Consider the following 26,477-nt stretch of genomic DNA (forward strand, 5'->3'; position numbering starts at 1 on the left):
AAGGGAAGATATCCGCAGTTCAGACTATGTGATCAGAGCGGTAGAAACGGGCTGCCTCTTCCAGAATGGGAGATATAGAGCATCGAGCGAGCACGGGTGCAGGCGACGAACAGTATGCTCCGTTCGCGTTGCAGAGCGTGCGCGCGTGCTTGCGGTTCCTCCGGCAGCGGCCCTGGCACCACGTCTTCGGCGACGCCGACGAGCGCCACGCGTTCGAATTCGAACCCCTTGAGTTGCGGGAAGCTCGCCACCCGCACGTCCAGGCCGTCGAGCGCGCGGCCGGCCCGGCGCGCGAGCCGCTGGTGACGGGCGCCGACGGCGATCTCGCCGGCCGGCACGCCGTCGGCCAGCCAGCCCTCGACCGTGGCGCGCAGGCCCGCCAGCTCCGCCTCCAGCGTGTCGTACGCCCGCACGAGCGGCCGATCGCCGTTGCGCGTCGCGCTGAGGCCGTACATGTCGGTGACCCCCGCGACGAGCCCGGAGGACAGGCCGCCGCCGCGCAGCCGGACGACGAACGACAGCACCTCCTGCGGCAGGCGGTAGGAGAGCTTGAGCGCGTGCTGGACGGCGGGGATGCCGAGCGCGCCGAGCGCCACCCGAGCGTCGGTGACGCGCTGGTGCGGATCGCCCACGATGAACAGGTCGTCACGCGCCCGCGGCGCCGCCGCCCGCAGCAGCCGCCACTGCGCCGCGCTGATGTCCTGCGCCTCGTCCACGACGATGTGACGGTACGGCTTCAGCCCGGGATCCACATCGTCGAGCAGATCACCCGTCGAGATCGACAGCAACCGCAACGCCTCGTCGGTCAGCTCGGCCAGCGAGCGCGCCCCCGGGCCGACCAGCGCCGGGCGGCGGCCCTCCGCGTCGGCCACGATGCGCAGGGCCAGGCGTTCGACGTTGTCCACCTCGACCCGCTTGCGCACCACCTCGTCCTCGATCAGCAGGTCCAGCTTGGCCGACAGCTCGTCGGCCAGGCTCTGCGAGAACGTCACCAGCAGCACGGGCCCCGCGCCGCGCGCCGCCAGATGGGCCGCCCGGTGCAGCGCCAGGACGGTCTTGCCGGTGCCCGCCCCGCCGATGACCAGCACCGGGTGCTCGTACCTGGCGGCCCTGGCCAGCCGGTGCTGCGGCGGGTCGAGGAACGTGCACCAGTCCGGCGCGTCCAGCACCCGCTCCAGCGCCACCTTGTCCTGGACGAACGCCGCGCGGTCGGGGCTGCGCCGCAGCGCCGCGTACAGGTCGTCGGTGTCGATCGGGCCGCTCTCCGGGTCTGCGGCCCGCCAGGCGTCCAGCTCGCGCCACGCCTCCGCCAGGGTGCCGCCGCGCGCCAGCACGGCCAGCGGGGCGTACTGGGTGGGCGGCAGCAGCGGTTCGAGCGCGGCCACGTCGGCCTCGGTCGTGATCAGCCGGAACAGCGGCAGCGCGTGCAGGTCGAGGCCGAGGCCCAGCAGGTCGCCGTCGCAGATCGGGTCGAACAGCCCGGACGACCCCGCCGATCGGCGTAATGCGGGCTCCACCCGCTCCAGGGACTCCGCGTCCCACTCCTCGACGACGCCGATCACCGGGTTGACGCCGTAGCGGTGGCGGCGCGCGTACGACCAGGCCTCGGCCTCCGGCAGCACGTCGCGCAGCCAGTAGACGTCCCGCTGCCGCACCACCACCCCGCGGTGGCCGGCCGCCAGGCGCAGGGTCGCGACCCGCGGATCGCGCGCGCCCCGCACCCTCTCGGCGTGCGGGGCGCCGGCCACGTTCAGCAGGAACCGGCGCAGTGCGACCACGGCGTCCCTGCGCACCGGCGGGGCCAGTGCGCTGAGCTCCCTGGGGAACTCCGGGCCGATCGCGAGCCGCGGCACAGGCTCAGTCCAATAGTTCGAGCAGGTCGCGGTCACCGCGTTCGCGGAGCCTGTTGAGCAGGTCGGGCAGGGCGACGGGGCCCGTCATGCCGATCCTGGTCGCGATCACCCTGGCCGCCTGATCTCGTGTGCCTCCAGGGGCCGTGTACCCGACCAGGCGCAACGCCTTGGTGATCTTCTCGGCGCCCTGCGCGGCGACCGGCAGGTGCCTGGCCCTCAGCACGCCCTCGTCCGACAGCGTCAGGAACAGGTGGCCGCCCTCGCGGGCGCCCACGTCCACCAGCAGGTGCTCGATGGACTGCAGCACCGGCGAGCCGTGCCAGGTCATGGTCAGCTCGCCCGCGGCGCTCCTGACCGTCCTGCTCTCACCCGGGTTCAGCCCCAGGTACGAGGCGAAGCCCGTCGGCAGCGCGCACTCGCCGCCCGCCAGCTGCTCGCCGGTCACGTCCACGCGCAGCCACCAGCGGCCGTCCGGCTGCCTGAAGCAGCGCCTGGTCTGAGAGACGTCCTTCAGCGGCTGGTACGGCTTGTCCGGCTCGGGCGCGCCGCCGTTCGTCTCGCTCGCGGGCGGGGCCACCGGGCTGAACGCCTGGAACTGTGGCGGGCCCGGGGGAGGCGGCGGCGTCTGGGCGGGGCCGAACGCCGACTGCAGCAGCTCCACCGGCTCCTGGCGCATGGCGGCCTGCTGGTCGGGGCCGTACTGGTCAGGCTGATCGTGAACCTGCTGGTCCGGGATCCGCTCGGGCTGGGCCTCGGGCTCCTGGGGCTGCTCGTACTGCTGCTCCCGCACGGGCGGCGGGGCCAGCGTGGTCAGCACGAACTGCCAGGCGGGGACCTCCAGCGCGCGGATCTCGACGTTGTGCCAGTCGGCCGCGCCGATGATCCGCTCCTTGGGCGCCTCGGGGCCGATCGTCGCGACCAGCTCGTCCAGATGAGCGCGGTACGGGGCCGCCTCGTCGCTGGACAGCCAGTGGTCGAGGCGGGCGCGCAGCTCGTCCTCGGTGGCGGCGATCTCGGCGGGCGGGACGGCGAAGAGCTTGGCGAGCTGGTCCACGGCGGAGGGCTCGTCGGTGAAGACCCGGTTCTGGGCCACGGCCCAGCTCTTGTCGTCCAGACCGGCGAACGCGGCCTCGATCAGCTCAGGCAGCTCCTGCTCGCGACCGCCCTCGGCACCGGCCTGCTCGCCGTGCTGCTCAGCGGGCTCCAAGGGGAACTGCTCGACCGGGACCTGCTCGGCGTGAATATTTTCGTGAACGTCTGCGTGACCGTTTTCGTGAACGTTTTCTGGGATCTGCTCATCGAGGACGTCCCCGGCCGGCTCGGCCTCCTGGGCGTCGGGCACGGGCTCGTCGGCGGTATCGAGCGCGTCCCCGTGGTGCACCGCGAGCGCGTCGCCGTGCGGCGCCTCCAGTGCGTCCCCGTGCGGCGCCTCCAGCGCGTCTCCGTGCTGGACCTCCAGCGCGTCTCCGTGGTGCTCGTGGTGCTCCTCAAGGGCGTCGCCGTGGTGTGCCGCCACGACCTGCTCGCTCTCGGGCTCGCTCCCGGGCGCGCTCTCCGGCTCGGCTTCCCGCGCGACGGCCTCCTCGGCCTGTTCCGCGACGGCGACCTCGGCCGCGTGCTGGGCGGCGGCCACCTCGGCGTCGTGCCGGGCGGCGTCCCCAGCCTCGGCACCGGTTTCAGGGCCATTCTCAGCGCCGGCGGCGTCCCCAGCGGCGTTCTCCGCCGCGACCGGCCCCGCGTGGGCCTCTTCGGCCTCGTGCTCCGGCTCCGGCGCCGCAGCGGCGGGCTCAGCCTCGCGCGCGGCCACCGGCTCGGCGGGCTGGGCGGCCACCAGCTCGGCGGGCTGGTCCGCGGGCTGGTCCACTGGCTGGTCCACTGGCGGGGCGACGGGCTCGGCGGCCACGGGTGCGGCCTGCGGCAGGCCGGCGGGCGTGGCGAGCGGCGGCTCCTGCCTTCCGCCCAGGGCCGGAGCGGCGTACGCGAGCGGCTGCGCGAGGTGCACCAGGACGGCGGAGAACAGCGTGTTCAGCACCGGCCGCGCCTGGATGAAGGGCTGGTCCACCAGCTCCCGGCTGGTCAGCGCCAGCAGACCGGCCCACGACCCGGTGCGGTCGAGCGCGATGGCGACCGCGGGCTCGTCGGCCTCGTCCGGGTCCAGCACGTGCAGCGCGGGCAGGACGTCGCCGATCGAGGCGGCCGGCCAGTGTTCCAGGGCGATCTCCGTCAGCAGCTCGCCCAGCGACTCGGGGCCGATCGCGGCCAGGACGCGGGGCATGGGCAGGCTGCGCCACCACGCATCCGGCAGGTCCGGCTGCCCGGTGAGTAGCGTGATCGTCGACGCGTCGCTCCACCTCAACGGTGGTACGAGGTCGCTCAGGCAGAAGTTCATCCCGTTCCGTTCACCAGCCCCTCACGCCGCCGCAGCGGTGCAGCCCAAATCTCGCCGCCCACGGAACAGACCATAGTCCGGCAAAACAGCCCTACGCATCATGCACGACGCATCAACGCCGAACAGCGGCAAAGCGTAGACGCACGTAGTCGGCCATCCAGCCAGTCTCCCTGCGAAGTGCGGGCGCGGCCAGTTCGTTGACGCGACGGAGCAGGGGCTCCACGATCTCCGGGGGAAGCCCTTCGAGCACCGATGCGGCGAACACGCGCACCCAGTCGGCGGCCCCGCCGGGGCACTCGTCAAGGGGGGTCGGCCGGTCGAAGTATTCGAGCAACCTGACGACGAACCCCTCCTGCTCGAGGCGGCGGGCGTACTCGGCAGGCGTGGGAAAGTACCACGGGAGCTCGGGTTCGCGCAGGCCGTATTCGCGCCACGCGGTCAGCATCGCGGTGGTCAGCTCGGCGCAGTTGCCCGCGCCGCCCATCTCCGCGACGAAGCGTCCGCCAGGCTTGAGTGCCTCGCGGACGCTGGCGATCACGGCGGCGGGGTCGCGGCTCATCCAGTGCAGCGCCGCGTTGGAGAAGACCGCGTCGTACGGGTCCACCACCGTGAAGTCGTGCCCGTCGCCGATGATGAAGTCGATGCCGGGATACTGCGCCAGCGCCTTCTCGATCATGGCGGACGAGCCGTCGATGCCGAGGACGTCGGCGCCCCTGAAGGCGATCTGCGCCGTCAGCACCCCGGTGCCGCAGCCGAGGTCGAGCACTCGCTCGCCGGCCCGGGGGTCGAGCAGGTCGACCAGTGGCGCGCCTTGGGTCGATACGTAGCCGAAGCTGCTGTCGTAGGCGCGACTGTTCCACCGCTCCAAACTCGGTGTGTCGTATCGCAAGACGATCAGCTCACAATCGATCAGACATCGGGCCCCCGTGGCCGTGCTGTCTGTTCACTTTAGAGGCTGATTGTCGCTACCACATATCAAGTCACATAGGACTCATCCCACCTTCTTGCCCCACTCCTTCCTCAGGTACGCCTTCGCCGCGTCTGCCTGCGGAATCGTCATGAGCACCGGCGGGCCGGGCGCCTTGGGCAATTTCCCGGCCTGCTCCCTGTCGAGCGTGCCCTTCATGAGCATCGCCTCGCCGCGCACCGGCCGGGCGTACCCCTTCTGGAGCAGGTTCTGGCCCTCGTCGGAGAACAGGAACTCCTGCCAGAGCCGGGCCGCGGCCGGGTGCGGGGCGTTCTTGTTGATCGCCTGCACGTGGTAGCCGCCGAGCGCCGCGTCCCGGGGGATCGTCACCCTCCAGGCGTCGCCGTGCTCGGCGCTGCGCGCGGCGTTGAGGTGGTCCCAGGCGATGACCACGTTGGCCTTGGCCAGGTCGGTCAGCCTGCCCGCCTGCTTGAGCTTGGCGAACAGCTCGACGCCCTGCTGCGGCTGCGGCGTCCCCGAGCGCATGGACGCCGCCATGACGCCGCCGAACGCCGACGCCGAGCGCAGCGGGTCGCCGTCGAGGGCGACCTTGTAGCCGGGCCCGAGCAGGTCGGCGAAGGAGGCGGGCGGCTTGACCGCGCGGGGGTCGTAGCCGATGGACATGTAGCCGCCGTACGCGGCGTACCAGGCGCCGGACGGCTCCTTCACGTGGTCGGGCAGGTCCTGCCAGCCCTGGACCTGGTAGCGGGCGAACCGGTCGGCCGCGGAGACGGCCACGTCCATCGTCAGGTCGAACACGTCGGGCTTGAGCTGAGCGGCGGCGTCCAGTTCGCGCTTGCTGCTCGCGGTGGGCTCCAGCTCGTTGACCTTGATGTCGTACTTGTCGGCGAAGGTGTCGATGACCTCGCCGTAGTTGACCCATTCGCGGGGCAGGGCGATCACGTTGAGCTCGCCCTCGCGCTTGGCGGCCTCGGCCAGGCGGTCCATGGTGCCGAAACCGGCCTTCAACGAGGTGGCTCCGGTGTTGATCGGCGGCAGGTTCCTGGCCTCGGTGGAGGCGGTGTCCGTGGACGACGCGCCGCATCCGGCGCTGGCGAGGATGGCTGCTGCGGCGGCGCAGGTACGTACAGTCACGTATTGAATACTTACTGTTACATCCGCCCAGGTCGAGGAGGCGCGGCCGGAACGACCTTGGCGGCCACGAGTGTCTCTTCGGGGATCTCCACCACGGTGCCATCCCTTTTGCGAACTTTGAGAAGTCCGTCCGACCACGACACGAGCACGCCCACCGCGTCGCGGAACCCGCCCGGGACGCGTCTGCGGGTGGTGATCCGTGCGCCAATATCCTGACTTGTGATGGCGATGACGAGGCGCGCGGCCATGAGTTTGGCACCCTCCGTTTCGGCCAGCGTGCAAGCACGGCAATACTAGGGCGTAGCAAACCGCGGTCGAAGTCATGCCATGGTGCGGAGAAGAAGGAGCTCGAGGTGACCTACGTCATCGCGCAGCCTTGCGTGGACGTCCTGGACAAGGCGTGCATCGAGGAATGCCCCGTTGATTGCATCTACGAGGGCGAGCGCATGCTTTACATCCACCCCGACGAGTGCGTGGACTGCGGCGCGTGCGAACCAGTGTGCCCCGTCGAGGCCATTTTCTACGAGGACGACCTTCCCGAGCAGTGGAAGGACTTCTACAAGGCGAACGTGGACTTCTTCGAGGACCTCGGCTCGCCCGGTGGCGCCTCGAAGGTGGGCAAGATCGAGAAGGACCATCCGGTGGTGGCCGCCCTGCCGCCGCAGGGCGAGGACCACTGACGAGTCCCGACGTCGTGCACGGGGGCATCCGCAGGGATGTGCCCCGTTCGCGCCGTGCGCCCGTGACGCGGCTCCGCTGAGTCGCCGCGCCCCAGTACGCCGAGGAGAAGAATCGTGAACAAGCTGCCTGACTTCCCCTGGGACCGGCTGGAGCCGTACAAAGAGCGTGCGCTGGCACATCCCGACGGCATCGTCGACCTGTCGGTCGGCACGCCCGTCGACTCGGTGCCGCGGGTCGTCCAGGACGCCCTGGCCGGAGCGTCCGACAGCCCCGGCTACCCGCTGACCCACGGCAGCGTGGCGCTGCGCGAGGCCGCGGCCGGCTGGCTGAGGCGCAGGCACGGCGTCACGGTCGGGCCGCGCGACGTGCTCCCGCTGATCGGCTCCAAGGAGTTCGTCGCCTGGCTGCCCACCTACCTGGGCGCCAAGCGGGTGGTCTTCCCCGAGCTGGCCTACCCCACCTACGACGTGGGCGCCAGACTCGCCGGCGCGGTCGGCACCGCGTCCGACAGCACGCTCGCGCTCGGACCCGAGCCCGTCGACCTCATCTGGGTCAACAGCCCCGGCAACCCCACGGGGCGCGTGCTGCCCGCGGAACACCTGCGCAAGGTCGTGGCCTGGGCCCGCGAACGCGGCGCCGTCGTGGCCTCCGACGAGTGCTACATCGAGCTCGGCTGGGAAGAGCAGCCGATCTCGATCCTCCACCCCGACGTCTGCGGCGGCTCCCACGAGGGGCTGCTCGCCGTCCACTCGCTCTCCAAGCGCTCCAACCTGGCCGGCTACCGCGCCGGGTTCGTGACGGGCGATCCCGTCCTGGTCAAGCGGCTGCTGGAGACGCGCAAGCACGCCGGCATGATCATGCCGCAGCCCGTGCAGGCCGCGATGGCGGCCGCGCTCGGCGACGACGAGCACGCCGAGCACCAGCGCGAGCTCTACGCCGCGCGCCGCGCGATGCTGCGGCCCGCGCTGGAGAAGGCCGGCTGGGAAATCGACCATTCGACGGCAGGGCTGTACTTCTGGGCGTCCAACGGGCAGAACGCCTGGGATCAGGTAGCCAAGCTTTCCGAAATCGGCATTTTGGTCGCGCCGGGCGAATTCTATGGATCAGCAGGTGGGCGCCACATCCGCATCGCGATGACCGCGACTGATGAGCGGATCGGTGCGGCGGTGCGCCGCCTCCAGTAGGATCGCGCGTCATAGCCATCCCAACTGGCTTGAGCATGCATAAATTGATAAGGGCTTATGCCGAGGCAGACCGCGAGTGGAGCGAGCTGATCGATGAGCATGACCTCCATGGTCGTACTCGGGCTGAGCATCGCCACTGTCCTGCTGCTGCTGGGCGCCTTCTTGGCTACCATGCGGCAGGACAGGAGAGGCCGCACGAGCGCGCCGCCCGCGCAGGTCGCGTCCTTCGAGACCCCGCTGGCGGCGCCGGTGAGCGTCCCTGCGCATGTCGGCACCGACTACACCGACCCTCGCACCCTCCGGATCGGGGACCGGATCCAGGTGCACGGCTCACGCGCCCGCGTGCTCGGAGCGATGTACATCTCGTGGCAGGGCCACGAGTGGACGGAGTTCTTCCTCCGCGACTCCTCCAGGCGCTACCAGTGGCTCTCGGTCGAGGTGCTCGACGGTGACCCGCCGCACCTCGAGGTCCAGCTCTGGAACGACGTGCCGACGCAGGGCATGGTCCCGGCCAAGAGCATGCTGATCATGGAGGGCGTGGAGTTCTTCCCGATCGAGCGCGGCACGGCCGCGTTCAGGACCGAGGGCGACACCGGCTACCCCGAGCGGGGCCTGCTCGACTTCGCCGACTACCGGGCCGCCGACGGGCGGCTGTTGTCGTTCGAACGCATCCAGGGCGGCTCGTGGACGGCCGGCTACGCCCAGCCGCTCCCGCCCGGTTCGATCTCCATCATCCGCCGCGCCTCCTGAGCAGCGCTTCCCTTTTCAGGACAGCTCGACCTGGCGGTCGCCGGCCTTGCCGCCCGCCTGCCAGCCCTCGAGCTCCACGTCGTTGGACCAGGTCACGCCGCTGTAGCCGACCCGGCTGATGGCGTACTGCTCGGCGTGGGCCACCGACCAGGCGGCCACCAGCCACCCGCGCTTCTTCGACGTGATCGCCGTGCTGCCCAGCGCCCTGGCCAGCTGCTTGCGCGCCTCGGCGGTCTTCGGCTGCGGCGGCGGGGTCTTGGCCGAGGGATACCAGCAGTGGACCGACTTCGGGACCCGCCCGGTGAAGGCGGCGGCAAGGATCTTCGCGTCGCCCTCGTGCGGCGCGTACGCGTAGCCGCCCGCCGAACGCTGCACGGCCTGCGCCGCCTCGGCCAGCGGGAGCTTGCGGTAGTTCTTCACCTTGACCAGCGCGGCGAAGAACTTGTTCGTGGCGTAGACGGGGTCCATGAGCTGTTTCTTCCTGCCCCAGCCCTGCGACTCGCGCTGCTGGAACACCCCGACCGAGTCGCGGTCGCCGTAGTCGAGGTTGGACAGCTTCGACTCCTGCAGCGCCGTGGCGTACGCGATCACCACGGCCCGCTCGGGCAGCCGGCGGCGCGCCGCCACGGCCGCGATGGTGGCCGAGATGCGGGCCTGCTCGATGTCGAGGCCGAGAGTGCCGTCGGGCGTGACGGCGGTGCAGTAGGCCTCGGGCTGGACCGCCAGCCGCGGAGCCCGCTTCAGCAGGTGGTAGAGGCCCACCGACACGCCCACCGCGAGCACGACGACCACGACCACGATGGTGATGACCCCACGAGAGAAGCGCACGCGCACCCTGAAGAACCTACCCGGCCGGATAAGCTCCGTGGCCATGAGTCACGTGAGCACCTCGTCACCGATACCCCCGGTGGTGGACGAGCTGTGGGAGCGCCGCGCGGAGCTGTCGCCGGCCGACGCCGAGGCACGTCACCTGGTGACCGGCGCGATCGATCTGCTCGACCGGGGAGAGGCCCGCGCGGCTCACCTGGTCGGCGGCGAAGTCGTCGTGGACGAGCGGGCCAAGCGGGCGATCCTGCTCAGCTTCAAGGTGCTCGGCCTGGTCCGCTCGCAGGTGGGCGACTTCCACCAGCACGACCGGCATCCGCTCAAGAGCTCCCTCGACGGCGTCCGCGTGGTGCCGGGGGCCATCGCGCGCTGGGGCTCGTACCTGGCGCCCGGCGTGGTGCTGATGCCGTCGTTCACGAACATCGGCGCGTACGTCGATGCCGGCACGATGGTCGACACCTGGGCCACGGTCGGATCCTGCGCCCAGATCGGCAAGAACGTGCACCTGTCCGGGGGCGTGGGCATCGGCGGCGTGCTGGAGCCACCAGGCGCGGTGCCGGTCGTGGTCGAGGACGACGCGCTGATCGGCAGCCGGTCGATGATCGTGGAGGGCGCCAGGGTCGGCGAGGGCGCGGTCGTCGGCGCTGGAACGATCCTGTCCGCCTCGATGCCCGTCATCGACGTCGAGAGCGGCGCGGAGCTGGCCCGCGGCGCGATCCCCGCGTGGTGCGTGGCGGTGAGCGGCACGCGGCAGAAGGAGTTCCCCGGCGGCACGTTCGGTCTGCCCTGCGTGCTGGTGATCAAGCGCCTGGAGCCGGGGCGCAGGCACGACAAGGCGGCGCTCAACGAGGTGCTGCGCGAACACGGAGTGAACACCTGATGCTTGACCTGACCCAGGACGTACGCGACCTGACCGCCGCGATCGTGGACATCGAGTCGGTGAGCGGCGCCGAGAAGGCGCTGGCCGACGAGGTCGAACGGGCGCTGACGGCGCTGCCGCACCTGAAGGTGACCAGGTCGGGCGAGACCGTCGTGGCCCGCACGGAGCAGGGGCACGCCGAGCGCGTGCTGATCGCCGGCCACCTCGACACCGTCCCCCTCGCGGGCAACCTGCCCAGCCGGGTGGAGGGCGACCTGCTGTACGGGTGCGGCACCTCCGACATGAAGGCCGGCGTGGCGGTCGCGCTCAGGCTGGCCGCCACCGTGCCCGCCACTGGGCCCGCGCCCGTCAGGGACGTGACCTACGTCTTCTACGACTGCGAGGAGATCGAGGCCGAGCGCAACGGCCTCACCAGGGTCGCCAGGGAGCACCCCGACTGGCTGGAGGCCGACTTCGCGGTGCTGATGGAGCCCACCGACGGCGTGATCGAGGGCGGCTGCCAGGGCACCCTGCGGGCCGAGGTCACGGTCACCGGCCGGCGCTCCCACAGCGCCAGGTCGTGGTTCGGGGTCAACGCCATTCACGGGATCGAGCCGGTGCTGGCCAGGCTCAACGCGTACGAGGCGCGCCGGCCGGTGGTCGACGGGCTGGAATACCACGAAGGGCTGAACGCGGTCGGCGTGCGCGGCGGGGTGGCCGGCAACGTCATCCCCGACGTGTGCGTGGTGACGGTCAACTACCGGTTCGCTCCGGACCTGTCGCTGGAGGCGGCGCAGGAGCACGTACGCGAGGTGTTCGACGGCTTCGCGGTGAGCTTCACCGACGGCGCGCCCGCGGCCAGGCCGGGGCTGACGCATCCGGTGGCGGCGGCCTTCACCGCGGCCGTCGGCGGCACTCCGCGCGCCAAGCTGGGCTGGACGGACGTGGCCCGCTTCTCCGCGCTGGGGGTGCCCGCCGTCAACTACGGCCCCGGTGACCCGAACCTGGCACACCAGCAGGGCGAGTACGTGTCGCTGCCCAAGATCGTGGAGAGCGAGCGGGCGATGCGGAACTGGCTCCACATGTGAAAGTGGCCTTCCTCGCCGGCCATTTGGCGGGGAAGACCACTTTCAGTCCCGAGCAGCACCCTCGGCAGTTAGACGCGGGGGAGTGGAAATCCGGTTCCCGGCTTCGTCCAGATTTTTTCAGACAATGTTCCGTCCGTCCGACCAGCGATTTCGCCTTCAGCCGACAGACTCGGACGACGGAACCGGCCGCGCGTGAGAAGGGCTAGCGTCATCCCCATGGAAAAGATTCGCCGAGAGCGCCGCCAGGGACAAGCCGTCGTCCGTGGCGACCTCGTCCCCAGCTCCACCCACGACCAGCGGCTGCTGGCCCGCCAGGGACCCTCCGACTGGGTCCACATGGACCCGTGGCGGGTGCTGCGCATCCAGGCGGAGTTCGTGGAGGGCTTCGGACAGCTCGCCGAGTTGCCGCCGGCGGTCACCGTCTTCGGCTCGGCCCGCACCGCCCCCGACACGCCCGACTACGCGATGGGTCGCGCGCTCGGCAGGAAGCTGGCCGAGACCGGCTACGCCGTGATCACGGGCGGCGGGCCCGGCGTCATGGAGTCGGCCAACCGGGGCGCGCTCGACGTCGACGGCGCGGTGTCGGTCGGGCTCGGCATCGAGCTGCCCTTCGAGCAGCGCATGAACGACTACGTCGACCTCGGCATCGAGTTCCGCTACTTCTTCGTGCGCAAGACGATGTTCGTCAAATACTCCTGCGGCTTCATCGCCCTGCCCGGCGGCTTCGGCACCCTCGACGAGCTGTTCGAGGCGCTCACGCTGGTGCAGACGGGCAAGGTCACCTCCTTCCCCGTGGTGCTCATGGGCTCGGAGTTCTGGGGCGGGCTGCTCGACTGGATCAAGAGCACGCTGCTCGGCACCGGCAAGATCGCGCCGCAGGACCTCGACCTGATCACCATGACCGACGACGTGGACGAGGCCGTGCGGATCATCGTCGACGCCGACCGGGCCCGCTCCCATCAGCGCCAGGAGGAGCTGAAGGCCGCCGCGGTCCAGACCGCGGAGCCCCAATAGGCTCCGAATAAGCTCTTGCGACGTGAACATCTGCGTCTACTGCGCCTCAAGCCTCAACATCGACAAGAAGTACATCGAGCTGGCCGCCGCCGTCGGCACCGAGCTCGCCCGGCGGGGCCACACCCTGGTGAGCGGCGGTGGGTCGGTGTCCTGCATGGGCGCCGTCACCGCCGCCGCCAGGGCCGCCGGGGGCCGGACGGTCGGGGTGATCCCGCAGGCGCTGGTGGACATGGAGGTGGCGGACGAGGAGTCCGACGAGCTGATCGTCACGGCCGACATGCGCGAGCGCAAGGGCATCATGGACGCCCGCTCCGACGCGTTCCTGGTGCTGCCCGGCGGCATCGGCACGCTGGAGGAGCTGTTCGAGATCTGGACCGCCCGCGTGCTCGGCCTGCACGATCGCCCGCTGGTCATCCTCGACCCGTTCGGCCTGTACGACCCGCTCAAGCACCTGGTGGACGGCATGTACGAGCAGGGCTTCACCCGGCCCGACGTCTTCGACGCGATCTCCTGGACCTCGACCGTGGCGGAGGCGTTCGCCGCGCTCGAATCGCGCACCCAGCCGGTGCGGCCGAGCGTCGCCGAACTCGGCGAGGCCGCAGGCTGACCTGCGCGGCTTCGCTCGCTTCCGGGGGCGGGCGCGGCAAGTGCGGGACCTCGTGCCCCGATGGTGTGAGTACGATGCCAATGTGCTGGTCATACTCGCCATCGCCGCCATCGCCATCTTGGCCTGCGTGGTGCTGGTCTCCCTCGGCAGGGGCGGTGAGCTGACCGAGTTCCCGCCCGACGTGCCGCCGCTCGACCTGCCCGAGGCGGGGCAGCTCACCGCGGTCGACTTCATGGCGCTCCAACTGCCGGTCAACCTGGTCGGCTACCACACGCAGAGCGTCGACGAGACCCTGCGCAGGGCCGCCGGCGCGATCAGCGCCCGCGACACCCGGATCGCGGTGCTGGAGCAGCGGGTCTCCGAGCTGCTGTCGAGCCGGCTGTACGCGCGGCAGGAGGTCTACGCCGCGCCGGGGGCGGGGCCGCGTACCGAGCACGAGCCCGAGGCGCCGGCCACGCCGCGCGAACTGCCCGAGTCCGGCGATCCGGTGGGGGCGGGCGGGGCCACGGCGACGTGGGAGCACGCCGCGCAGCTCAAGCGCCCGCCGGAGTGGAGAGTCGCCCAGCCGGGCGACACCGCCGCCAGCAACGGCGAGGCCCACGACCGGCCCGGCGACGCCCCGCACGACGCCACCGCCTCCGACGCCCCGCACGACGCCACCGCCTCCGACGCCCCGGCCTCCGAGGTTCCGGCCGGGGAGGAGACCGCCGAGAAGCCGGACGACGAGCCCGTGGCGGAGGCCGGGGATGAGCACCTCGCCCAGCCGGCCGATCCTTCGGGCGAGCAGGTGGACGAGCCTCAGCGCGCCGGCCGGGGCAAGGACGGTGACGAGCGCCCGTGAGCGAGCCCATCCGCTGCGCCTGGGCGGGCATGGCCGACCCGATGTACCTCGCCTACCACGACGACGAGTGGGGCCGCCCGCTCAGGGGCGACGACGAGGTCTTCGAGCGCGTCTCGCTGGAGGCGTTCCAGTCGGGCCTGTCGTGGCTGACGATCCTGCGCAAACGGGAGAACTTCCGCGCCGCCTTCGACCGCTTCTCGATCCCGAAGGTCGCCGCGTACACGGAGCAGGACGTCGAGCGCCTGCTCGGCGACGCGGGCATCGTCCGCAACCGGGCCAAGATCGAGGCCGTCATCGGCAACGCCAGGGCCGCCTACGACCTGCCCGGCGGCCTGTCGGAGCTGGTGTGGCGGCACGCCGACCCCGACGCTCCCGTGCCCGCGACGATGGCCGACGTGCCCGCCGTCACCCCCGGCTCGAAGGCGCTGGCCAAGGAGCTGAAGAAACACGGCTTCAGGTTCGTCGGCCCGACCACGGCGTACGCGCTGATGCAGGCGATCGGCCTGGTCAACGACCACATCAAGGACTGCCTGGCCCGGAGTCGCTGAGCTCCACGCCGTGGCCGCGCCCCAGCGACCCGCCGACCGCCACGGTGATCACGGGGGTCCTGCCCGTGCGCACGCTGACGCTCTCGTCGGCCCTGACGACCCCGCGGGCGGGGCGGTCGAGCGTGATCGTCACGACGTCCACGGTCCTGCTCGGGTCGGCCACGGCCAGGATGAGCCGTTCGCGGGTCCGGCGCAGCATCACCACGCAGGGCTGATCCACGCTGACGATCCCCGCTGTCCCCGGCGTCCAGAAGGTCGCCCCGAGCAGCGAGCGTGTCCGTACGGCCTGCACGTCCCGCGTGTTGGCCAGCACCCGCGCGGGCCGGGCGCCGCGAAAGGACCTGGTCCGCTCGCGGGTGGCGTTCGGCAACAGCACGTAGGCGTACGTGGCGTCCTGCGGGTCGATGCCGTGGTCGTACCAGATCGTCACGTAACGCCGGGAGACGAGGTCGGCGGCGCCCTCGGTGTCGTCGCCCGCGTTGATGTCGCGCCAGCGGCCCGAGCGCGTCTCCACCAGCATCGAGGCCCCGTCGACGACGTAACCGCCCGCCCCGGGCAGGTGGATCCAGCCGTCGCCCACGTACGGCTCCACATCCGTGGCGCGGTTGTCCACCACGGTCTCGATCCTGCGGCCGTCGCCACTGCTGATGCCGCTGCCCAGCGCCACCACGGCCGAGTCGAGGCAGAACCACGACTTGCGCGCCCGCAGCGTGACGCCGTCGCCGATCAGCTCCATGGCCGCGACGCCGTAGCGCCCCTCCAGCGCCACCCCGCCCGCCTGCTCATTGGCCGGCCGGTAGGCGCTGAAGTCGAGGCCGGTCCGCTCGCGGGTGTCCACGGTGGTGCCGGGCAGCCGGTACGGGTCCACGGTCGGCCAGAAGTCGTGCCCGTAATGGCCGAGGTCGCCGGTGTAGAGGTAGGTCATGCCGTCGCCGGTGTACCAGCCGTGCGGGTTCTCCCCGTTGATCGCCTCGTAGGCGGCGACCCGCCGCGACGACATGCTGATCGCGACCGACCAGCCGGGCCGCCGGTGCACGACCCGGTCCATCGAGGGGAACACGAAGTGCCCCGAGGGGCCCGGCGCGGCCTCCACGCTCTTGTCGTCGAGCACCGCGACCGCCCGCCTGGTCTCCGGCACGTTCGCGTGCCGCAGGTAGGCCCGGCTCCCGCCACGCTCGATCCACCCCTTGGCCAGCGCCATGAACCGGCTCCGGTACGGCTCCGGCGCGCTCTCCGCCAGCAGCAGCACGGCCGAGATCACGCCATGGCCCGCCACCCGGTCGGAGAACGCCTGCCGCGTCGCCGCCCGCCCCCTGACGGTGTCCATGAGCAGCCCGTCGTGCACGAAGGGCGCGAAGGAGTGCTCGACCGCGTCCAGCACCACCCGCAGCCCCGGGTCGCTCACCTCCCAGGGCGAGCCGTGCAGCAGCGCCACGCTCTCGGAGACCGCGATGAGCAGGGACAGGCCGTAGGAGCCCGTGTAGGCCACGCTGCCGTGCTGGATGAACGAGCCGTCGCGGTAGAAGCCGTCGCCGCTCTCGGTGTAGCGGAACACGCTGTGCCGCCCGCCGTCACGCACGTCGGAGAGCCCGTCGCGGGCCAGCGCCAGCCGGCCGGGGTCGCGCCCGGCCACGCCGCGGAAGGCCACGATGGAGGCCTTGTCGGCCCGGTTGGAGCCGCTCTCGGAGGCGTCCGGCCAGCCCGCGCGCCGGTCGGCGTCGGGGCAGAACCGGTCGATCGCCCTCAGGTACGCCTCCGTCCGGCCCGCGTCGAGCCGGTCGCCGAGCAGCACGCACACCCGGGCCAGTTCTGCGGGCGTGCCGATCTCCCAGAACCACCAGTTGCCCGTCTCCGGGAGCCGCTCGTTGTAGTGGCCCTCGTGCAGCAGGTCAAGCGCCTCGATCACCTGGGCCGCCACGGCGTCGTCGCCGTACTGGGCGGTGCCGGGCGTGGCCCACGCGGTGGCGATCAGCCGCAGCCGGCCGTAGCTGCCCGTCACGCGGCCTGGCCGGTCCCCGAGCGGCAGGTCCGGCCAGAGGAGACCGGGCGTCATCTCGGCCAGCCGGCGGGCGGCGCGCTCGCTCAGCGTGGCCAGCGGGCGCTCGTAGACCGGGTCGGACGCGTCGAACGCGCCGCCCGTGAGCAGGCGCACGGCGCTCGCGCGCAGGCCCTCGACGCCATAGGGAGAGCGCGGGCGCTCGACGTAGTACGGAGCGCGCGGGCGCTCGGCGTCGTGCGGAGAGCGCGGGCCCTTGACGTCGTGCGGAGCGGGCGGGCGATCGGATCCGGAAGAGCGCATGGCGCAAGCCTTACCCAAGCGGCCGTGACGGCTCGGTCACTCCGCGTTGAAGACCGGCACTTCTTTGGCGAGGAAGGCCCGGGTGGCGTCGAGATGGTCGCGGGTCGCGACGCATTCGTCCTGAAGCTCGGCCTCCAGGGCCAGCGCGTCGGGCAGCGAGTGCGTGGCGGCGTAGGCCAGCGCCCGCTTGGTGGCGGCGTAGGCCAGCGTGGGGCCCTGCGCCAGGCGTACCGCGAGCTCCTGGGCGCTCTTCAGCACCTCGCCCGGCGGGACCACCCGGGTGACCAGGCCCAGCTCCAGCGCGCGGGCCGCGTCGAGCGGCTCGCCGAGCAGCATCAGCTCGGCGGCCCTGCCGGGGCCGACCAGGCGCTGCAGCGTCCACGACGCGCCCGTGTCGGGCGCCAGGCCGATGCCCGCGAACGCCAGCGCGAACTTCGCCTTCTCCGAGGCCACCCGCAGGTCGCAGGCGAAGGCCAGGGACGCGCCCGCGCCCGCGGCCACTCCGTTGACGGCGGCCACCACCGGCTTGGCCATGGTGGCGATCAGCTCCACGATCGGGTTGTAGTGCGCGCGCACGGTGTCGGCCAGGCCGCGGCCCGCCTCCAGGTTCGCGGCGTGCTCACGCAGGTCCTGCCCGGCGCAGAAGGCCCGGCCCGAGCCGGTCAGCAGCACGGCCCTGACCCCGCGGTCTTCCGCGGCGCGGCGCAGGGCGGCGAGGAGCTCCTGCTTGGTCTCGGCGGTCAGCGAGTTCATCGCCTCGGGACGGTCGAGGGTGACGGTGGCGACGGCGTCGGCCGTCTCGTAGCGGATCACATCAACTCCCTGTCGACGAACGCGGCGGCTGCGGGCAGCAGCCGGGCGGCTTCCTGCTCGAAGTAGGCCCTGGCCTTCTCGCCCGGCCAGCCCGCTGGCAGCAGCTCGGGCGGCAGGCCGGGGTCGCGGAACAGGAAGTTGCGCCACCCGTGCACGAGTCTGCTCCTCGTGGCGAACACCAGGTCGGCCGGGGCCTGTTCGGGCAGCGTGCTGATCAGCGTGACAGCTTCGGCGTGCCAGCTCTCGTACGCCTCGCCGATGGAGGTCAGATCCCAGGCCCTGGCCACCAGCTCGCGCGGGTCGCCCTCCAGCCCGGCGTCGAACCTGTCGGCCCGCACCCCCTCGCCTTCGAGCAGGTTGTCCAGCTCGATCGAGGAGCGCGGGCCGATCCAGGTGGTCTCCGACAGCGACGCGTAGCCCAGGAAGGTCAGGTCTGCTTTGAGCCGCTCTCTTCGCGGACGCTCCTTGACCGGCTCGAAGACGATCAGATGCCAGCGGCCGTGCCAGGTCAGCGTTCCCGCTCGGTAAATTCTCAGTGCGGCCTCATCCAGCCGTCTGACGCATTTCGGCGTCAGGCCGTAGCCGGCGCCCTGAGGCAGTCTCAGTGGCCGCAGCCACCCCTGCCGCACCATGCGTGAAACCGCCGTTCGTACGGCGGGAGCGGCGATGTCCAGGGGTTTCATCAGCCGGACGAGTGCGGCGACGGATGCCTGTCCACCGCGTGAGCGTAAGTGGTCCCCATAGAGGTCGAACAGAGCGGCGCGAGCGTGCACGAGGTCCAGTTTGGACGTCATCGCACGCCTCGACAACGCATTCTGGGAGGAGATCGTTACCCATGAGCGCTCTCGATGCGGGAGAATAGGACATCACAGAAGACGTGAATGCGCCGACCACCCCCTCGGGAGGTCGGAAATCGCGGGCCGCGGGAGCCCAAGGCAGGAAGGGATGCACGCATGGCGGCGATGAAGCCGCGGACCGGCGATGGTCCGCTCGAGGTCACCAAGGAAGGGCGCGGCATTGTCATGCGGGTCCCCCTGGAGGGTGGCGGCCGGCTCGTCGTGGAGATCTCCGCCGACGAGGCGAAGGCTCTCGGCGAGGCGTTGAAGAACGTCGTCGGCTGAGAGCTCCCGAGAGACCACTTGATTGACGACCCTGGCGTGGCCCGGCGCCAGGGTCGCTGACGTTTGAGGAGATGTTCCCGTGCCCATTGAGACCACGGCGTCGGTGATCGCCGAGGTTCCCGGCGATGCCGAGCTCCTGGCCGTACCTTACGCCTCCGACCTCGCTCCCGCGGTCGAGTTGCACCTGCCGGTGCCCGACCTGCTGGCGCACTACGAGGCCAAGGGAGAGGCGGGGGAGATCGTCGAGGTCCCGGTGGCACGGGCCGGTGGCGTGGGACGGGTCCTGCTGTACGGCGTCGGCGACGGCTCACCCCGCGCCCTGCGCAAGGCCGCCGCGGCGCTGACCAGGAAGGTCAAGGGCCGCGACACGCTGACCGTGGTGGTGCCTGATGGCGACGTGGCCGTGTTCGCCGAGGCGGCGCTGCTGGCCGCCTACTCCTTCAAGATCGGCTCCTCCAAGACCGGTGCCGTGGGCAAGCAGCCCGTGCGGGCCCTGGTGTTCGCCGGCGCCGACGAGGCGGCGGTGCGCCGCGCCGCCGGTGTGGCGGGGGCCGTGGCGCTCGCCCGTGACCTGGCCAACACGCCCGCGTCCGTCAAGGACCCGTCCTGGCTCGCCGAGCGGGCCGCCGAGGTGGGCGTGCCGGTCGAGGTGTGGGACGAGGAGCGGCTGCGGGCCGACGGGTTCGGCGGCCTTCTCGCCGTCGGGAAGGGCTCGGTCAGGCCGCCCCGGCTGATCAAGCTCTCCTACACGCCCGCCGAGCCGGCCGAGCGCCACGTGGTGCTCGTGGGCAAGGGCATCACGTTCGACTCGGGCGGGCTGTCGCTCAAGCCCACCGAGAACATGAAGACCCAGAAGACCGACATGGCGGGCGGCGCGGTCGTCATCGCCGTGCTCGGCGCGCTGGCCGCGCTCAAGGCTCCCGTACGCGTGACCGGGCTCGTCGCCGCCGCCGAGAACATGCCGTCCGGCACCGCCCAGCGGCCCAGCGACGTCATCACCCCCTACGGCGGGCGCACGGTCGAGGTGCTCAACACCGACGCCGAGGGGCGGCTGGTGCTGGCCGACGCGCTCGCCTACGCCGACGCCGTGCTCGACCCCGACGCGGTGGTCGACATCGCCACGCTCACCGGGGCGATCACGGTGGCGCTCGGCCGTCACGTCGGCGCCGTCTACTCCTCTGACGACGTCCTCGCCAAGGAGCTCGTGGAGGCCGGGCAGGCCGCCGACGACCGGCTGTGGCGGATGCCGCTGATCGAGGACTACACGCCCGCGCTGGAGTCGTCGATCGCCGACCTGGCCAACGTCGAGACCGGGTCCACGTACGGCGCGGGGTCCATCACGGCGGCGCTGTTCCTGCGCGAGTTCGCGGGCCGGCGGCCGTGGGCGCACCTCGACATCGCCGGTGTCGGGCGCAGCACGGTCGACGAGGGCACGCTCAGCAAGGGCGCCACCGGCTTCGGCGTACGCGTCCTGCTGGAGTGGCTCACCCGAGCCTGACCGGCTGGTACGACCGAGCCCGAACGACCGAGCCCGAACGACCGAGCCCGAACGGCTGAGCGGACCGAGCCCGATCGGCGGCCCGCCGGACGGGCTCAGCCGAGGTCCGGCCCGCCGGGCGGCTCGGCGCGGGCTAGTCGGCGATCTTGACGGCGGCGAGGAGGCCGTCGCCCAGCGGCATGAGCACCGAACGCAGGCGCTCGTCCGACTGCACCAGCTTGCCCACCTCGCGCAGCGTCACCGTCTCGGTGTCGCGCTGCGCGGGGTCGGCCACCCGGTTGTGCCACAACATGTTGTCGAAGGCCACGATGCCGCCCACGCGCAGCAGCCGGACGGCCTCGGCGAGATAGTCGGCGTACTCGTACTTCGCGGCGTCGGCGAACACCATGTCGTAGCCGCCGTCGGACAGCCGCGGCAGCACGTCGAGCGCCCGCCCCGAGATGAGCCGCACCCGGCCGCCGGAGAAGCCGGCCTCCGCGAACGCCTGCCTGGCCAGCCGCTGATGCTCGGGCTCGACGTCGACGCTGGTCAGCGTGCCGTCCGCGCGCATGCCGCGCAGCAGCCACAGCCCCGACACCCCGCAGCCCGTGCCGACCTCGACGACGGACTTGGCGTTCACGGCGGTGGCGAGGAAGCACAGGGCCGCCCCTCCGCCGGGAAGGATGGGCATGGCCCCCATCTCAAGCCCGCGCTGCCGCGCCGCGTGCAGGATCTCATCTTCGTGATGGAACTGCTCCGCATAGGCCAGAGTGGCCTCCACCGGACTGGTCATCGGCCTCCTCCCCCCACTTTCGTGCGATTGGTCCGCGAGATTGGCACCGATCGCAGCCTAGGGGAGACACGCCGGGACGGGAACTCAGGAGGGACCTAAGGCGTTGCAGGTTTAAACGGGCTTTGCCGGTCCGGAAGGCAGGCAGTACGCACGAAGGGACGAAACCAGGCACTATGGCGGTAGCGGTGGTCCCAAAGAGAGGAGTTCTGGTGGACGAAAGCGACCACCAGACGGATACTCCCGTGTCGTCTGACTGGACGCCTCCCACCTGGGAGGAAGTGGTGCGGACTCACTCCGCACGCGTGTATCGGCTGGCCTACCGGCTGACCGGCAACGTTCACGATGCCGAAGACCTGACACAGGAGGTCTTCGTCCGGGTTTTCAGGTCGCTGTCGAGTTACACCCCCGGCACGTTCGAGGGGTGGTTGCACCGGATCACGACGAACCTGTTCCTCGACATGGCGCGGCGCAAGCAGCGCATCAGGTTCGAAGGTCTGGCCGACGACGCCGCCGAGCGGCTGCGCGGCCGCGAGCCGTCGCCGGCGCAGGCGCTCGACGACGCTCACTTGGAGCCCGACATCCAGGCCGCCCTCGACGCGCTCGCCCCCGAGTTCCGGGCCGCGATCGTGCTGTGTGACATCGAGGGTCTGTCTTACGAGGAGATCGCGGCCACGCTCGGCGTCAAGCTGGGTACGGTCCGAAGCCGTATTCACCGTGGCCGGGCGCAGTTGCGGGAGGCGCTCGACCATCGGGCCCCCCGTAATTCTCAACTCCCCCCGACCGTGATCCGTGGGGAGGAAGTCTGATATGGCTCATCTTGGAGAACGTGTATCCGCGCTCGTCGACGGCGAACTCAATCACACCGAACGCGAGCGCGCGCTCGCCCATCTGACTTTCTGTGCTGACTGCAGGCGCGAGGTCGAGTCGATGCGGGCGCTGAAGACGCGCCTGCGGTCGCTGGAGACTCCGGCGATGCCGGCCGACCTGACCATGTCGCTGCTCCGGATGGCTGAGCCGGGTGGCCCGCTGCCGCCGAGGGAGCGCCCTTTCCCTTCCCGCACGTTCGGCGGTGTGCCCATCCCCGGTCCCCACAGCATCGCCCCCCTGGACAACCGCCCGCGCAGGGACGCCATCGGTGGGGGCTCGGGCCCTGGCCGCGGTTCTAGGAGGCGCACGACGTACGTGGCGGTCGGGGTGGTCTCCGCGGCCGTGGCGCTGGGCACCTTCTTCGCCGCCTCGGGCGTCGGACAGGGCAATCCGGCTCCGCCCGTTGAACTGTTCCAGCAGCAGGCTCGTACTACGCCTACGAACGCTCCTTCCACCGCCACGCCTTGACCCCCGGTATGCCGGGAACAGACGGTTGGCGTAGTCGGCGGCGAGCGGGGCATACGATCTGGGTTCGGGAATTGTCACAAGCAAGTCCTGACTAAAGCTTTATGACCCTCGTATGCCGCAGTAGCGAGGATTGCGGTGGCCGAGCCAAGGAGTGGTGAGACTTAGATGACCGACGAGCGCCCCAGAGAAGGACGCACGCCGTCGGACTACCCCGAGCCACAGGGGCGGCCGGACTTCCTGCCCGCGGACGACAGGTCCGACTACGACGGCAGGCGGCCCGAGCCGCCCGCCTCGTTCGGCTCGTCGTGGGGCGACCCGTCGGGCCGCTCCGAGGGCTACGGCTCGCCGCCGTACGAGTACCGCTCGTACGACGCCTCATCCTCCAGCGGCTCCCCATCCGGCGCGTCCTCCCACGACCCCCGCACCGACCCCCGCACCGACCCCCAGGCCGGTTACCGGACCGGCCCCCAGACCGGCCCCCAGTTCGGCGCCCCCACGTTCGGTCCTCCCGACGGCTCGGGCTCCGGGCCGTCCTACGGCTCACCCGGCGGAGGCTCGTCCGGCGCGGGCTCGTCCGGTACGCCCGACAACGGCACCCGCGCCTACGACAGCCCGTTCTTCGGCTCCTCCGACAGCGGCGCGCGCTCCTACGAGGGCCCGCCGTTCGGATCCTCGGGCGAGCAGTCCTACGGCGGTTCCCGCCCCTACGGCGGATCCGCGCCGCCGCCGCCCCCGCACCAGGCGCTCGGCATGGGAACGGGCTGGGCGCCACCGCCCCCCGGCCCCCAGGGCGTGGGCACCGCCAGGCGCGGCCCCTCCACCGGGCTGCTCGTCGTGCTGGCCGTGGTGATCGCCCTGGCGGCCTCGATGCTCGGCAGCGTCGGCACCTACCTGCTCACCAAGCCGACCAGCGGCAACGACCCCTCCTACAGCCTCGGCCCGCTCCCGACCGGCGCCACCAACCGCGCGCCCGACTCGGTCGCCGGCGTGGCCTCGCGGGTGCTGCCCAGCGTGGTCTCGCTGGAGGTCGGCAACGGCACCAACACCGAGGGCGCCTCAGGCTCCGGCTTCCTGATCAAGAACGGCTACGTGGTCACCAACAACCACGTGGTCTCGCTGGCCGCCAAGGGCGGCGAGATCCGGATCATGTTCAACAACCGCAAGACCACCTCGGCCCGCATCGTCGGCCGCGACCCTGGCTCCGACCTGGCCGTGGTCAAGCCGGAGGAGACGTTCGGGACGCCGGAGATCACGCTCGGCAACTCCGACCAGGTCGTGGTGGGCGACCCCGTCATCGCCATCGGCTCGCCCCTGGGCCTGACCGGCACGGTGACGACCGGCATCGTCAGCTCGCTCAACCGCCCGGTCATCGCGGGTGACGACACCGGCACCAGCGCCGAGGAGCCCGCGTACATCAGCGCGATCCAGACCGACGCGGCCATCAACCCGGGCAACTCGGGCGGGCCGCTGGTGAACGGCCGGGGCGAGGTCGTCGGCGTCAACTCGGCCATCGCCACGCTCGGGCGCTCGATGAGCAGCCAGAGCGGCAGCATCGGCCTGGGCTTCGCGATCCCGGTGAACCAGACCCGCCGGGTGGCGGAAGAACTGATCACGACCGGCAAGGCCAAGCGCCCCAAGATCGGCATCGTGCTGGAGAAGGACTACCGCGGGGTCGGCGTGAAGATCGCCACCGAGCCCGCCGGCGGCCAGCAGCCGGTGGACGCCGACGGTCCGGCCGGGAAGGCGGGGCTGAAGGCGGGTGACGTGATCCTGGAGATCGACGGGCTCGCGCTGCAGGACGGGAACGAGCTGATCGCCCTCATCCGCAGCAAGGCTCCGGGCGCCAAGATCAACGTGAAGTACCAGCGCGACGGCAAGGAACGCTCCGCCACGCTCGTCGTGACGGCGGACGAGGAGCCCAAGCCGACACCGTCCTGATCGCGGCCCTGAACACGGCACCAGGCTCACGGCTCTGGGCTCACGGCTCCGGGACTCCGGCGGCTTGACCAGGACACCTCGCTCACGGCTCCGGGAGACACCACCGTCTCCCGGAGCCCTGTTCGTCCGGGAACGAACCCTCCTGGGCGAAGCCGTTCCCGCCGGTGATATGACCTAGGTGGACGACCGACCTACCCCCAGGAGCCCGTAGTCTGTGGATAGGCCGGGGTTGTCCTCGGAGTGGTTGGACTGCGGTAGGAGCTCACGGTGTTCGGACTTGGGTGGGCGGAGATCGGAGCGCTGATCGTGATCGCGCTCCTCGTCTTCGGTCCCGACAAACTGCCTCAGGCCGCCTCACAGGCGGGCAAGACGCTACGCAACCTGCGGCGGATGGCGAACAACGCGCGTGACGACCTTCGCGCCGGTCTGGGCCCGGAGTTCCAGAACTTCGACCCCGCCGACCTCAACCCGCGAAACTTCGTCCGCAAGCACCTCCTCGACGACATCGAGGACGACTGGAACAACAACGGCAAGCAGCAGACGCTGGAGCCGGTCGCCGCGGCCCCCTACGAGCCTGAGCCGGTCGACGAGCTCGGGTTCGGTGAGATCCCGCCCTACGACGCCGAGGCCACCTGAGCGTCCCGCACACCCGAAGAGCCCGCCCCCGCGTACGCGAAGACCGCGTGAGCGTCCCGCACATGCGGAAGAGCCCGCCCCCGCGTACGCGGTGAGCGGGCCCTTGTCCGTTCTTCGGGTCAGCGGTTCGGGGACAGGCCCAGCTGGAGGCCCTTCAAGCTGGAGGAGCGCTTGCTCAGGCCGGCCGCGATCTTCCGCAGCTCGGCGGCGGCCGGGGCGTCGGGGTCGGTCAGCACCAGCGGCTTGCCCTCGTCGCCGCCCTCGCGCAGCCGCAGGTCGATCGGCACCTGGCCGAGCAGCGGCACCCGGGAGCCTAGCGTGCGGGTCAGCGCGTCGGCGACGGTCTGGCCGCCGCCCTCCCCGAACACGGCGATGCGCTCGTCGCAGTGGGGGCAGGGCAGCCAGGCCATGTTCTCGATGACGCCGGCGATCTGCTGGTGGGTCTGGGCGGCGATGGAGCCGGCCCGCTCGGCCACCTCGGCGGCGGCCTGCTGCGGCGTCGTCACGACCAGGATCTCGGCGCCGGGCAGCCGCTGCGCGACGGAGATGGCGATGTCGCCGGTGCCGGGCGGCAGGTCGAGCAGGAGCACGTCGAGGTCGCCCCAGTAGACGTCGGCGAGGAACTGGTGCAGCGCCCGGTCGAGCATGGGCCCGCGCCAGACCACCGGCGTGTTGCCCGGGGGCTTGAACATGCCGACCGAGATGACCTTGATGTCATGCGCCACCGGCGGCATGATCATGTCCTCGACCTTGGTGGGCCGCTCGGCGGCGCCCAGCATGCGAGGAATGCTGTGGCCGTAGATGTCGGCGTCGACGATGCCGACCTTGAGGCCGCTCGCGGTCATGGCGGCGGCGAGGTTGACCGTGACGGAGGACTTGCCCACCCCGCCCTTGCCGCTGGCCACCGCGAAGACGCGGGTCAGCGAGCCGGGCTGGTTGAACGGGATCTCCTTCTCCGGGCCGCGGTCGCCGCGCAGCTTGGTCTGCAGGACCTTGCGCTGCTCGGTGCTCATGACGTCGAGCTCGATCTGGACGCCCGTCACGCCTTCGACCTTGCCGACGGCGGTGGTGACGTCGCGGGTGATGGTGTCCTTCATCGGACAGCCGGCCACGGTGAGGTAGACGCCGACGCGCACCGCCCCGTCGGGAGCGATCTCGATGCTCTTGACCATGTCGAGGTCCGTGATCGGGCGGCGGATCTCGGGGTCGATGACGGTGGAGAGCGCCGCCGTCACCAGTTCCTGGGTAGGTGCCATCGAAGTCTCGGCACGAGGGAGTGCCGTCCCTCCTTAGTCGATATATGTGTGGCAGGCGCGGGACGCCCAGCGAGGATGCCCCTCCATGGTATGAACCGGAGCCCCCGC

At 71.3% G+C, this 26,477-nt stretch carries 26 protein-coding genes; 15 read left to right on the forward strand and 11 right to left on the reverse strand.

All coding sequences use genetic code 11. From position 1 onward, the window contains the following. Positions 1 to 32: 32 nt before the first annotated feature. From AB0C28_RS36095 to AB0C28_RS36115, 5 genes are all read right to left on the reverse strand, one after another. A complete protein-coding gene (locus AB0C28_RS36095) occupies positions 33 to 1,853 on the reverse strand; it encodes a UvrD-helicase domain-containing protein (RefSeq protein ID WP_357854773.1) in 1,821 nt (606 codons plus the stop codon). Positions 1,854 to 1,857: 4 nt separating this feature from the next. Further along, positions 1,858 to 4,242 carry a hypothetical protein gene (locus AB0C28_RS36100; protein WP_358080144.1) on the reverse strand — a complete coding sequence of 795 codons (2,385 nt, stop codon included), beginning with the start codon at positions 4,240 to 4,242 and terminating at the stop codon, positions 1,858 to 1,860. A gap of 112 nt (positions 4,243 to 4,354) precedes the next feature. Further along, positions 4,355 to 5,131: a class I SAM-dependent methyltransferase gene (locus AB0C28_RS36105; protein WP_106240821.1), complete on the reverse strand. Its 777-nt coding sequence runs from the start codon at positions 5,129 to 5,131 to the stop codon at positions 4,355 to 4,357. Between the two features lie 102 nt (positions 5,132 to 5,233). Next, positions 5,234 to 6,304: an extracellular solute-binding protein gene (locus AB0C28_RS36110; RefSeq protein ID WP_358080145.1), complete on the reverse strand. Its 1,071-nt coding sequence runs from the start codon at positions 6,302 to 6,304 to the stop codon at positions 5,234 to 5,236. A 17-nt stretch (positions 6,305 to 6,321) separates the two neighbouring features. After that, entirely contained in the window at positions 6,322 to 6,552 is a 231-nt protein-coding gene (locus AB0C28_RS36115) for a hypothetical protein (protein WP_357854762.1), read from the reverse strand. A gap of 105 nt (positions 6,553 to 6,657) precedes the next feature. Between AB0C28_RS36115 and fdxA the strand changes: the two genes are divergently transcribed. From fdxA to AB0C28_RS36130, 3 genes are all read left to right on the forward strand, one after another. Next, positions 6,658 to 6,984, forward strand: a complete 327-nt coding sequence (fdxA, locus tag AB0C28_RS36120) for a ferredoxin (protein ID WP_106240826.1) — start codon at positions 6,658 to 6,660, stop codon at positions 6,982 to 6,984. 114 nt (positions 6,985 to 7,098) lie between these two features. Further along, positions 7,099 to 8,169 (forward strand): succinyldiaminopimelate transaminase, encoded by a 1,071-nt coding sequence (gene dapC, locus AB0C28_RS36125; RefSeq protein WP_358080146.1) that lies wholly within the window; start codon positions 7,099 to 7,101, stop codon positions 8,167 to 8,169. Between the two features lie 93 nt (positions 8,170 to 8,262). Further along, a complete protein-coding gene (locus tag AB0C28_RS36130; protein ID WP_357854756.1) occupies positions 8,263 to 8,919 on the forward strand; it encodes a DUF4178 domain-containing protein in 657 nt (218 codons plus the stop codon). A 15-nt stretch (positions 8,920 to 8,934) separates the two neighbouring features. Here AB0C28_RS36130 and AB0C28_RS36135 read toward each other — a convergent pair whose 3' ends face one another. Then, complete coding sequence (locus AB0C28_RS36135; protein ID WP_358080147.1) at positions 8,935 to 9,747, reverse strand: hypothetical protein; 813 nt, start codon at positions 9,745 to 9,747, stop codon at positions 8,935 to 8,937. Positions 9,748 to 9,790: 43 nt separating this feature from the next. Between AB0C28_RS36135 and AB0C28_RS36140 the strand changes: the two genes are divergently transcribed. The 6 genes from AB0C28_RS36140 (at position 9,791) to AB0C28_RS36165 (ending at position 14,701) form a co-directional block, all read left to right on the forward strand. Next, a complete protein-coding gene (locus tag AB0C28_RS36140) occupies positions 9,791 to 10,624 on the forward strand; it encodes a 2,3,4,5-tetrahydropyridine-2,6-dicarboxylate N-succinyltransferase (RefSeq protein WP_357854750.1) in 834 nt (277 codons plus the stop codon). Beyond that, positions 10,624 to 11,691 (forward strand): succinyl-diaminopimelate desuccinylase, encoded by a 1,068-nt coding sequence (dapE, locus tag AB0C28_RS36145; protein ID WP_358080148.1) that lies wholly within the window; start codon positions 10,624 to 10,626, stop codon positions 11,689 to 11,691. Before AB0C28_RS36140 ends, dapE begins: the two co-directional genes overlap by 1 nt. A 216-nt stretch (positions 11,692 to 11,907) precedes the next feature. Further along, entirely contained in the window at positions 11,908 to 12,705 is a 798-nt protein-coding gene (locus AB0C28_RS36150; protein ID WP_357854744.1) for a TIGR00730 family Rossman fold protein, read from the forward strand. Positions 12,706 to 12,727: 22 nt separating this feature from the next. Next, positions 12,728 to 13,312, forward strand: a complete 585-nt coding sequence (locus tag AB0C28_RS36155; RefSeq protein WP_358080149.1) for a TIGR00730 family Rossman fold protein — start codon at positions 12,728 to 12,730, stop codon at positions 13,310 to 13,312. Between the two features lie 82 nt (positions 13,313 to 13,394). After that, positions 13,395 to 14,153: a hypothetical protein gene (locus tag AB0C28_RS36160; RefSeq protein WP_358080150.1), complete on the forward strand. Its 759-nt coding sequence runs from the start codon at positions 13,395 to 13,397 to the stop codon at positions 14,151 to 14,153. A 29-nt stretch (positions 14,154 to 14,182) separates the two neighbouring features. After that, on the forward strand, positions 14,183 to 14,701 hold the full coding sequence (locus AB0C28_RS36165) for a DNA-3-methyladenine glycosylase I (protein ID WP_357855519.1): 519 nt from the start codon (positions 14,183 to 14,185) through the stop codon (positions 14,699 to 14,701). Here AB0C28_RS36165 and AB0C28_RS36170 read toward each other — a convergent pair. Genes AB0C28_RS36170 through AB0C28_RS36180 form a run of 3 tightly spaced genes read right to left on the reverse strand, consistent with a single transcriptional unit; the run spans position 14,673 to position 18,607 of the window. After that, a complete protein-coding gene (locus AB0C28_RS36170; RefSeq protein WP_358080151.1) occupies positions 14,673 to 17,000 on the reverse strand; it encodes a polysaccharide lyase 8 family protein in 2,328 nt (775 codons plus the stop codon). The genes AB0C28_RS36165 and AB0C28_RS36170 overlap by 29 nt on opposite strands. 36 nt (positions 17,001 to 17,036) lie before the next feature. Continuing rightward, positions 17,037 to 17,813 carry an enoyl-CoA hydratase-related protein gene (locus AB0C28_RS36175; protein WP_358080152.1) on the reverse strand — a complete coding sequence of 259 codons (777 nt, stop codon included), beginning with the start codon at positions 17,811 to 17,813 and terminating at the stop codon, positions 17,037 to 17,039. Next, complete coding sequence (locus tag AB0C28_RS36180; RefSeq protein ID WP_346110980.1) at positions 17,810 to 18,607, reverse strand: PaaX family transcriptional regulator C-terminal domain-containing protein; 798 nt, start codon at positions 18,605 to 18,607, stop codon at positions 17,810 to 17,812. Before AB0C28_RS36180 ends, AB0C28_RS36175 begins: the two co-directional genes overlap by 4 nt. A gap of 159 nt (positions 18,608 to 18,766) precedes the next feature. On the opposite strand from AB0C28_RS36180, the gene AB0C28_RS36185 reads away from it, so the two are divergent. Together AB0C28_RS36185 and AB0C28_RS36190 are read left to right on the forward strand one after the other, a co-directional pair. Continuing rightward, positions 18,767 to 18,934: a DUF3117 domain-containing protein gene (locus tag AB0C28_RS36185; protein WP_020545024.1), complete on the forward strand. Its 168-nt coding sequence runs from the start codon at positions 18,767 to 18,769 to the stop codon at positions 18,932 to 18,934. Positions 18,935 to 19,013: 79 nt separating this feature from the next. Continuing rightward, positions 19,014 to 20,432, forward strand: a complete 1,419-nt coding sequence (locus AB0C28_RS36190; protein WP_358080153.1) for a leucyl aminopeptidase — start codon at positions 19,014 to 19,016, stop codon at positions 20,430 to 20,432. 133 nt (positions 20,433 to 20,565) lie between these two features. On the opposite strand, the gene AB0C28_RS36195 is transcribed toward AB0C28_RS36190, so the two are convergent. Continuing rightward, positions 20,566 to 21,204 carry an O-methyltransferase gene (locus AB0C28_RS36195; protein ID WP_346110978.1) on the reverse strand — a complete coding sequence of 213 codons (639 nt, stop codon included), beginning with the start codon at positions 21,202 to 21,204 and terminating at the stop codon, positions 20,566 to 20,568. Positions 21,205 to 21,377: 173 nt separating this feature from the next. On the opposite strand from AB0C28_RS36195, the gene sigE reads away from it, so the two are divergent. The 4 genes from sigE to AB0C28_RS36215 all read left to right on the forward strand — a co-directional run bounded on the left by sigE (position 21,378) and on the right by AB0C28_RS36215 (position 25,113). Next, complete coding sequence (gene sigE, locus AB0C28_RS36200) at positions 21,378 to 22,010, forward strand: RNA polymerase sigma factor SigE (protein ID WP_357854726.1); 633 nt, start codon at positions 21,378 to 21,380, stop codon at positions 22,008 to 22,010. 1 nt (position 22,011) lies between these two features. After that, a complete protein-coding gene (locus tag AB0C28_RS36205; protein WP_357854723.1) occupies positions 22,012 to 22,539 on the forward strand; it encodes a zf-HC2 domain-containing protein in 528 nt (175 codons plus the stop codon). Between the two features lie 165 nt (positions 22,540 to 22,704). After that, complete coding sequence (locus AB0C28_RS36210; protein WP_358080154.1) at positions 22,705 to 24,477, forward strand: trypsin-like peptidase domain-containing protein; 1,773 nt, start codon at positions 22,705 to 22,707, stop codon at positions 24,475 to 24,477. 267 nt (positions 24,478 to 24,744) lie between these two features. Beyond that, positions 24,745 to 25,113: a sec-independent translocase gene (locus AB0C28_RS36215; RefSeq protein ID WP_357854718.1), complete on the forward strand. Its 369-nt coding sequence runs from the start codon at positions 24,745 to 24,747 to the stop codon at positions 25,111 to 25,113. Positions 25,114 to 25,232: 119 nt separating this feature from the next. Here AB0C28_RS36215 and AB0C28_RS36220 read toward each other — a convergent pair whose 3' ends face one another. After that, positions 25,233 to 26,369 (reverse strand): P-loop NTPase, encoded by a 1,137-nt coding sequence (locus AB0C28_RS36220; RefSeq protein WP_357854715.1) that lies wholly within the window; start codon positions 26,367 to 26,369, stop codon positions 25,233 to 25,235. Positions 26,370 to 26,477 lie beyond the last annotated feature (108 nt).

This window comes from Nonomuraea sp. NPDC048892 (genome assembly GCF_040649735.1).
GTDB classification, from domain to species: Bacteria; Actinomycetota; Actinomycetes; order Streptosporangiales; family Streptosporangiaceae; genus Nonomuraea; species Nonomuraea maheshkhaliensis.

Excerpts from the sequence above, each read along its gene's own strand:
- AB0C28_RS36100 (WP_358080144.1), bottom strand. The coding sequence starts at position 4,242 with ATGAACTTCTGCCTGAGCGACCTCGTACCACCGTTGAGGTGGAGCGAC.
- AB0C28_RS36115 (WP_357854762.1), bottom strand. The coding sequence starts at position 6,552 with ATGGCCGCGCGCCTCGTCATCGCCATCACAAGTCAGGATATTGGCGCA.
- AB0C28_RS36130 (WP_357854756.1), top strand. The coding sequence starts at position 8,263 with ATGAGCATGACCTCCATGGTCGTACTCGGGCTGAGCATCGCCACTGTC.
- AB0C28_RS36140 (WP_357854750.1), top strand. The coding sequence starts at position 9,791 with ATGAGTCACGTGAGCACCTCGTCACCGATACCCCCGGTGGTGGACGAG.
- dapE (WP_358080148.1), top strand. The coding sequence starts at position 10,624 with ATGCTTGACCTGACCCAGGACGTACGCGACCTGACCGCCGCGATCGTG.
- AB0C28_RS36150 (WP_357854744.1), top strand. The coding sequence starts at position 11,908 with ATGGAAAAGATTCGCCGAGAGCGCCGCCAGGGACAAGCCGTCGTCCGT.
- AB0C28_RS36165 (WP_357855519.1), top strand. The coding sequence starts at position 14,183 with ATGGCCGACCCGATGTACCTCGCCTACCACGACGACGAGTGGGGCCGC.
- AB0C28_RS36170 (WP_358080151.1), bottom strand. The coding sequence starts at position 17,000 with ATGCGCTCTTCCGGATCCGATCGCCCGCCCGCTCCGCACGACGTCAAG.
- AB0C28_RS36180 (WP_346110980.1), bottom strand. The coding sequence starts at position 18,607 with ATGACGTCCAAACTGGACCTCGTGCACGCTCGCGCCGCTCTGTTCGAC.
- AB0C28_RS36185 (WP_020545024.1), top strand. The coding sequence starts at position 18,767 with ATGGCGGCGATGAAGCCGCGGACCGGCGATGGTCCGCTCGAGGTCACC.
- AB0C28_RS36195 (WP_346110978.1), bottom strand. The coding sequence starts at position 21,204 with ATGACCAGTCCGGTGGAGGCCACTCTGGCCTATGCGGAGCAGTTCCAT.
- sigE (WP_357854726.1), top strand. The coding sequence starts at position 21,378 with ATGGCGGTAGCGGTGGTCCCAAAGAGAGGAGTTCTGGTGGACGAAAGC.
- AB0C28_RS36205 (WP_357854723.1), top strand. The coding sequence starts at position 22,012 with ATGGCTCATCTTGGAGAACGTGTATCCGCGCTCGTCGACGGCGAACTC.
- AB0C28_RS36210 (WP_358080154.1), top strand. The coding sequence starts at position 22,705 with ATGACCGACGAGCGCCCCAGAGAAGGACGCACGCCGTCGGACTACCCC.
- AB0C28_RS36220 (WP_357854715.1), bottom strand. The coding sequence starts at position 26,369 with ATGGCACCTACCCAGGAACTGGTGACGGCGGCGCTCTCCACCGTCATC.